This is a genomic window from Dysgonomonas sp. 511 (assembly GCF_010501105.1).
GTDB lineage: Bacteria > Bacteroidota > Bacteroidia > Bacteroidales > Dysgonomonadaceae > Dysgonomonas.
The window spans coordinates 1-303 of record NZ_QVMQ01000129.1 but is presented as its reverse complement, the minus strand read 5'-3'; the positions used below and the strand labels follow the sequence as shown (position 1 = coordinate 303).

General features: G+C 36.3%; 1 pseudogene. It reads right to left on the bottom strand.

What is annotated here, in order from left to right:
* Positions 1-303: pseudogene (locus D0T57_RS15750) on the bottom strand (hypothetical protein); the annotation flags it as partial.

Sequence of the window (303 nt, the reverse complement as noted above, 5' to 3'; positions counted from 1 at the left end):
CATTTTGCAGCTGTTCATTTTTGGGATCATTCTTACCGCATTGGCTGTATGAATCCCAAAGAATATCCAAAGAATTTCTGTCTGCTTAACTGTTCGTCCTAACTCATCATATTCAAATTCTTCAGTTAGCCAATCGGATTTGTATGAACGCGATTGTCTTTTGCTAAGCATGGCATTCTTGTTGTTCTCGAAAAAATATATATGCGATATCTTACCTAAAGTATGTATATTGCTCATACTCTTGTGGGCATCGGCCTCCGTCAGTCCATATTTATTGGCAAAATAAGTGTAAATTGAAATATC